We start from the raw sequence: 5,396 nt of genomic DNA, 5'->3' as shown, positions 1-5,396 counted from the left end.
ATATAATTATCTTGACAAAATAGGTATATATATGTCATGATAATCTCGTCTTACTTCTTTAAAGTTTATTATGGGTGTAAAAATTTTATATAGATATTTTTGTGGAATTGTCTTGATAATTTTTGTATCTCTGTCCACAGAGGCCATGGGATTCAAATTTTCAAAGAATAGCAATGTGAAAGTTCGTTCATACTACGAAGGTAATGTTATGTTTCACGAATTTATCCATGCCCGCAAATGCAATAGCAGTGAGATCCCTGGTACAATTAAAACATTTGTACTAAACGATAGATATAATCCGCGAGGTATCAGTGGCAATAAATCTAAAAACAACGTGATCAAATCTTTAAATGGTTATAAAGGAAAAGTTTGGAAGAGCTATGTTGGTGGTAGGTTTGTTGATAATAAATGGTATAAGCAGGAAGTTATCTATGAGGCCGGAGCAGTGCGATTTATACATTCAAATATGGATTTTGCTCTGGGGCCGTTGACGAAATTCAATGCTATTTTATATGATAAAGAAGCAGAATTAAAAATGAGTAGCGATTCGATTCGAAAAGCTTTTGCCCTAGTCATGGATGAAGATGAATTGCCTTCGGAGATTGATTGTGTCAATGATAAGGCCGTTAGTATTCCCATGATAGATTCTGCCGATGATGTCGATAAAATAATGAAATATGCCGATGCCATGTTTAGCCATATACTTACCGCGTTGGATAGCGATTATTCTAGTATTGAAGCCATAAATGCCATGACGAATGATATGATATATGAGCTAAAAGATATGAATGAACCTATCAGCGATTTTTCAATCTATACCAAGGCAGCCAATGCGCCATTGTGCGAATTTTGTGAAGCCATGTATTTGACATTGATTGAGGCTTTAAATCCTTGCAATGCAAGCGACATGGTTGATGTAAATAAGGTTTGCAATCACATTAGGAGCAGGGTTGAATTGGTTCGAAAATCTGTACATGTTATGCTTGGTATCGATGCGGATCAAGCAGTAATGGAATCAAAGCAACGTTCATTGGCGTCGGAACCAGAAAGTTTAGTAGTGCTTTTTAACGATGGCAATGTGCTTAAACAAACCGATTTGGTTGCCAATGAACAAGTTCAGAATAAACGATATGATATTTTTCAATCCGATAAATTAACCAATGAAAATCGCTGCGATTGGTTTGGATTACCCATTCCTTGGAAATTTAGCTTAAATAAACCAAGTAATTTGGTTGGCGATAATTTCCAATGTCAATCAGATAAAAACATATCCGAATATTCAGATTCTGGTACTAAGTCTGTTGATTTGCCGAAATCTGGTGATGATTTGGAAAAAAATATCAAATCACATTCAAAATCTTCTGATGGCAATTCTGTGGATAGATCGAATCGAGCCGCCCAATTGTCCCATTCGAATTCCGTATTAGAGTCATTTAATTTACCAAAATCTGGTGGTGATTTAGAAAAAAATACCAAGTCGGATCCAGAATCCTCTGATGGCAATTCTATGGATAGGTCGAATCGGGCCGTCCAATTGTCCCATTCAAATTTCGTATTAGAGTCATTTAATTTACCAAAATCTGGTGATCATTTGGATAAAAAATCCGATGATGATGATTCGGAAGAAGATGACGACGAAGATGATGATGAAGAGGAACCAGACGATGATTCATCAAATAAAGGTCTTTGGAAGAGAAAAAGTTCCAGTCTTTTGAGAAAAAGTGATCTTAGAAGATGGAATGCCAGGCTTCATAATAATAGGCAGCACAATAATTTACGAAGGTCTAGTATTACTAGAAGTGGAAAAATACGTGTATATACAAAGAACGGAGTAAAGTATTATTTGCCTGTGGATGGAAAATAGACAAAAATTCTTTTTTTTAGCTGATTTATAGCGACTGAATGGCAAATTGTTTGGCCAATGAGTAGATGGACTGGTTTAAAAAAGTAGAAAAATTCACAGACAGTCAACAAAGACTGCCTGTGAGTTTCATCATATTAATGACATGGAATTTGCAAAAAATGTGAAATATGAATAAAATTTTGGTTACCATAGCTTGCTGGTGATGGCATCGGCTAGGCCATAGTCGATGGCTTCCTTGGCATTCATATAAAAATCTCGATCCGTATCTTTGCGAATTTTTTCCATGGGTTGGCCCGAAGCATCGGAGAGTATTTTATTCATTTCGTCGCGAATTTTTTCCATCTCCTGAGCCTGAATATCTATATCGACAGCCGGCGCAACAATCCTTCCGGTTATAAGTGGTTGATGGATCAGAACTCTGGCGTTGGGATATAAAAATCGATTGCCTTTTTTTGGTACACACAAAAGTATCGATCCCATGCTAGCTGCCAGCCCAGTGACGATCATCTCTATGGGTGAAGTCATTAATTTCATCGTATCGTAGATTGCCATGCCAGCTGTGATCGAACCTCCCGGTGTGTTCATGAAAAATTGAATTTTCTTTCCAGGATCTGTAAGCTCAAGGTATAGAAGCTTTTCAGTTATATTTTTTGCGGAATTGTCTTCGATGGCACCCCATAAAAATACCTTTCTCTCCTCGAGAAATTTTCTTTGTATCATCGAATCGACGATTTTATTATAACCATTGCAACGGCATTCGTCATCATCATCATCGCAACAGTGTCCGAAATTACTCATGGAGTGGATGCTAAATACACACCTGGCGAAATCAACTCAATATTTTCATCAATTCATTCATTTTTGTTAAATTTCGTTAATAAAAGCATTGACATGCTAAATATAAGATTAAACGTGACCTATGGTAAGGGGTTAGCAAATGAGAGATGATTATTTATATGCGGCGCAGAATATAATAAGTGACCCGATGATATTAATAAACATTGTATCTCGGAGGGTTCGTCAGTTGAAGTTTGGGGCAGAATCCTTCATAGATTCGTTGGAGTGGCTTAGTCCGGAAGATGTGGCGCTTAGGGAAATAGTGGAAGGAAAGATTTCCTACGAACTTCCAGATGGAAAAAATTAGTGATTGATTTGTGGTGAAGCGCGATGGTAGTAAGACTTTAGAGATACGAAATAGAAAATTGCGTCATGATTACGAGGTTGGTGTCGTTACCGAAGCTGGGATTGTTTTGCTTGGCACCGAAGTAAAATCGGTAAAGGCTGGCTGTGCCCAGATCAACGATGCATTTGTGATGGTTGATCGAGATGGATTTTTAGTGCTATGCAATGCCAGAATTGACGAATATAGGTTTGGTAGCTGTTCAAATCATGAGGTTTGCCGGAAGCGTAGGTTATTGCTGCATGCCAAGGAGATGAAGAAAATTCGCAATGCGATGGAGCGTGATGGTGTTAATGTTATACCATCGCGGATCTATGTGAAGAGTGGTCTTGTGAAGATAGAAATCGCTCTGTGCAAAGGAAAAAAGCTCTACGACAAACGGGCCGACCTAAAGGCCAAAGCAGTCAGGCGAGAAACCGAAAGATTTTTGGCCAGAAACTAAGTTTATTGATTTGTATTTAGGTTTAGTCAAAATTATTGTAGATTGGTCGATTGATTTAGATTTGACTTGTTTCTCGATGTCGAATTTTTTATCATGGCGTGCAACCACACGAATAAATTCTTTGTGAAAAAATCATAGAATTTGAAAGAATTATGTAATTTCTAGTTGTGGATTTATTAGCCTAAGGAGTATGTGACAATTCAGGGTTGCTTTAATGTTTTTTTGTCTTTCTAGGGCGATTAATTTTTTGGAGATTTCGTACTATTAAGTTCCATACCAAAAGATCTTACTGCTGAGGTGGGACTTGATTTTGCTGGTTTTGGGCTGATTTTAGTTTCACACCAAAAGCCGTTGCTGCATCATTAGCACTTATCGTTTTTATGTTACTAGTCTTTTGTAATCCTTCATCAAATTCCTTCATCAAATTCCTTCATCAATTCTTCATTAAGTCCCTGTGGCGATTACGGCTGTTTGGTATTGGAGGCATTTGTTTTATTCCTATACATTCCTATCCTATCTCCAAGAGATGATGTGCCAGTTTTTAGTGACATATTACCAGCAACACTTTTCTTATGTTCATTGATAGTGCGGTCATGCGAAACGTTTCTTTTAAAATTTCGCCATATGTTTTTATCCATTGATTCAGTAGCTTCTTGTACTTTTTCATTGGCTAATATTCTGGCTAGGTAATCATTGGCTGTATTATCCCATCCATCGGTATAAACCCTATCATCGTTTATGATATTGAAAACTATTGCTCGCAGCTTATTTGCTTCAACGGTTTCAAGCTTGGATGAACCAATCATTGCTTCGAAGTATGATAGTGCCTGGAGTTGAGCTTTAGCCTGGGAAGATATGTGGCCTTCGAGGGGGTTCCCTATGGTGGTGCCCCCATGAAGCTTCAGGTTGCTATAGGAATTACTAATGTTGGGAGTCTGTAATGCTTTTACCCTGTTGGATTTGGAAACTGTTGAAGTAAATGCTGCATTTCTTATGGTTGTTTCGAGTCTTCCTTTATCGTCAAATACCTTTGTGCGTTCTTCTGGACTTAGGGATAGAAATGTAGCTGCGATAAACCTCATGGCTCTATCATCGTCTGTCATCCCGATTTCCTTAAGAATACTATCTAAATCGATTTTATTTTTGCTAATTCCCTTTTTTACGTCGTCGATATCTTGTCCTGAAACTTGTTTATAGATATCTATGATTGTCGAGTCACCGCTTGTTTTATTGGCATTGGGTGAATTGCCCAATGGATCGATCGATGGCGATTTAGGTCCATCGATTTTTGGCTGGTCAGTGGCTATATTTGCCGGAGGTAGATCGTCTGGAGATTTTATTTCTGGATTTTCAATTTTCTGAGGGTTTGGTGTATTGACCGGCGCAGATCCATAGTAATTGTTAATAGTTTTGTTATGATTATGAATTGATTTATCTATGTGTTTAGAATTACTACCACCGGTATTGATTTTGATATTTATGTTAATATTATCACCGGTATCAGCATTTCTATGCGATGTGGTTTCGTCATCACCAGGAGAGTTGGGATTATCAGTTTGCGTCGAAGTTGAGGTAATGTTTTGCTTAACTGAGGCAGTGTTTTGCTTAAATGGGCCAATGTTTTGCGGAGCTGAGTCAGTGTTTTGCGGAGCTGAGTCAATTTTTTGCTGATATAAGGTAATGTTTTGCTTAACTAAGTCAGTTTGCGTCGAAGTTGAGGTAATTTTTGGCTGAGCTGAGGCAGTGTTTTGCTTAACTGAGCCAGTGTTTGGCGTCGAAGTTGAGGTAATTTTTGGCTGAGGTGAGGCAGTGTTTTGCTTAACTGAGCCAGTGTTTGGCGTCGAAGTTGAGGTAATTTTTGGCTGAGGTGAGGCAGTGTTTTGCTTAACTGAGCCAGTGTTTTGCTTAAA

At 38.0% G+C, this 5,396-nt stretch carries 5 protein-coding genes; 3 read left to right on the top strand and 2 right to left on the bottom strand.

Features of this window, described 5'->3' with window-relative positions; all coding sequences use genetic code 11:
- Window positions 1–70 precede the first annotated feature (70 nt).
- Window positions 71–1,864, top strand: a complete 1,794-nt coding sequence (locus LBH49_01510; GenBank protein MDR0351305.1) for a hypothetical protein — start codon at window positions 71–73, stop codon at window positions 1,862–1,864.
- Between the two features lie 183 nt (window positions 1,865–2,047).
- Here the strand turns inward: LBH49_01510 and LBH49_01505 are convergent, their stop codons facing one another.
- Entirely contained in the window at window positions 2,048–2,662 is a 615-nt protein-coding gene (locus LBH49_01505) for an ATP-dependent Clp protease proteolytic subunit (GenBank protein MDR0351304.1), read from the bottom strand.
- Window positions 2,663–2,801: 139 nt separating this feature from the next.
- Between LBH49_01505 and LBH49_01500 the strand changes: the two genes are divergently transcribed.
- On the top strand, window positions 2,802–3,008 hold the full coding sequence (locus tag LBH49_01500; protein ID MDR0351303.1) for a DNA-directed RNA polymerase subunit omega: 207 nt from the start codon (window positions 2,802–2,804) through the stop codon (window positions 3,006–3,008).
- Window positions 3,009–3,018: 10 nt separating this feature from the next.
- Complete coding sequence (gene smpB, locus LBH49_01495) at window positions 3,019–3,486, top strand: SsrA-binding protein SmpB (protein MDR0351302.1); 468 nt, start codon at window positions 3,019–3,021, stop codon at window positions 3,484–3,486.
- Window positions 3,487–3,947: 461 nt separating this feature from the next.
- On the opposite strand, the gene LBH49_01490 is transcribed toward smpB, so the two are convergent.
- Window positions 3,948–5,396 (bottom strand): hypothetical protein (locus LBH49_01490; GenBank protein ID MDR0351301.1); only part of this gene is annotated, 1,449 nt, incomplete at its 5' end.

The organism is Puniceicoccales bacterium (assembly GCA_031255005.1).
Lineage (GTDB): Bacteria > Verrucomicrobiota > Verrucomicrobiia > Opitutales > LL51 > JAIRTH01.
Note: the sequence above shows the minus strand (reverse complement) of the source record. Positions and strands in the feature narration are given on the sequence as shown.

Coding starts and splice junctions, on each gene's coding strand:
- LBH49_01505 (MDR0351304.1), bottom strand. CDS start 2,662: ATGAGTAATTTCGGACACTGTTGCGATGATGATGATGACGAATGCCGT.
- LBH49_01500 (MDR0351303.1), top strand. CDS start 2,802: ATGAGAGATGATTATTTATATGCGGCGCAGAATATAATAAGTGACCCG.
- LBH49_01510 (MDR0351305.1), top strand. CDS start 71: ATGGGTGTAAAAATTTTATATAGATATTTTTGTGGAATTGTCTTGATA.